Source organism: Candidatus Symbiothrix dinenymphae, assembly GCF_001431085.1.
The window spans coordinates 1-1,633 of record NZ_BBRU01000016.1 but is presented as its reverse complement, the minus strand read 5'-3'; the positions used below and the strand labels follow the sequence as shown (position 1 = coordinate 1,633).

The following is a 1,633-nucleotide window of genomic DNA, read 5'->3' as shown; positions in this document are numbered from 1 at the left end:
AGAACGCTTATGCCGTGTTGAAATTCGACTTTTCGGGTATAGACACGTCCAACGAAGACAGGTTTCGGACTTCTTTTTCCGGTAAAATACAAAAGGCTGTTCGTCAGTTTGTTGCCCTTTATCGAAACCTTCCTCAAAGTAATACTCGGAAATTTTTTCCACTACTTTGAAAGCCGTAATTAGTTTCAAATTAAAAGTTGCTTCCCCATTACCATTATCTATCAACTCCTTTTGGACACGATTGACCCCTCTGCTGAAACGATTTACATAACCCAAAACCTTCATCGCTTCGGCAATAAAAGGATTGCGGTAGTCATTCACATTCGGAAAATTGCCGGAATGCACCTTGCCATACAACCCGCCATGATTCAACACCTCAATCCGGTCGTCGTATTCATAAAATTGAATTGGAGCATTCGATTCATAATCGCGGTGCATAATAGCGTTCATAAGTAACTCACGAGTAGCCCAATACGGATAGTTTGAAACCGTTTCTTCTCTCAAAACGCTTACCGGAATTGGACGTTTTTGCGAAACGCTTGTTTCAATAAAATTATCTATCTTCACTAATGCTTTGCACAGATTGCCACTAAATTTAAACTCATTGGCAATGTCAGCCGCTTTGTTTTTCCCCTTAAAACGGACATATTGCACATAGGAGCCATGAATATATCGTTCAGGATTTAACCCAAAGAGAATAATCGCTCCGCAAGTTGGACAATTGTAGCGCAAGTCATAAAACCCCAAAGAAGACAATTGCTCTTCAATGCTTCGCTTGTCCTCCTCAAGTACTTCTTCGGCTACTGCTTGCGGCAAAAATTCTTTTTTAATAATTGGAATATCAAGGTCGGCAATAGAAGTGCCTATACACGGCATAGCATCGAACGTTCGGATACAAGATAACCTTCGCTCCGTCAAAATCTTTTGCTCAGCATCCGTAGCAAGCCCTTTGCGCGGTCCAACGCGAACCCAAACGCGCCCTTTATAACGTATCGGAGGCAACTCCGAAGGTTGTACTTCCGCCACCAACAAATCACCGGCATCAAAAGTAAATTTCTCAACCGTCATCACCGGCTGTGGCAGTATGTTGCCATCTGTCCGGATATTGGATATTTTCAGCAACAATTTATCATCAACTTTCAGTCCTGACAATTTTCCATCATCATGCGCACCAAGAATCAGGTAGCCATTCTTGCCGCTGCCCGAAACATCATTCGAGAAAGCGCAAATAGCCTGACAGAACTTATCCATATTGTCTGTCGAGATAGTTCGCTCCACATGATAACTTTCTGTATCGCTGAGTATATTTTTCAATTTTTGTTTGCTAATCATAAACTAACAATTTCAGAATAAACTTTTAATAAAAAATATCTATTAAGATAATTTATGCAACAATTTTTCAGCAGGAAGTAATGGAATTTTTTGCTCGTTGAATTTGGCAGTCACTGACTGCCAAATTGTAATATCCTCATTATCAATAGCAGTAATCGCACATTGTATTCGCTATCTTTTCAAAATCGCTCTGTAAAAATTTTACCGTCAAAAATCCCAGCTCCCCTCAATATCGCAGCTTTTGCAGCCTCACCCAAAGCATCCAAATCCTCACCTGTCAACGCCTCATCCACATACAATC

The 1,633-nt window shown here is 40.7% G+C and carries 1 protein-coding gene; it reads right to left on the bottom strand.

Translation table 11 applies throughout. From position 1 onward, the window contains the following. A partial coding sequence (locus tag ASC50_RS00440) for an RNA-binding domain-containing protein (RefSeq protein ID WP_082591992.1) occupies nucleotides 1-1,332 on the bottom strand: 1,332 nt, incomplete at its 3' end. Between the last annotated feature and the right edge of the window lie 301 nt (nucleotides 1,333-1,633).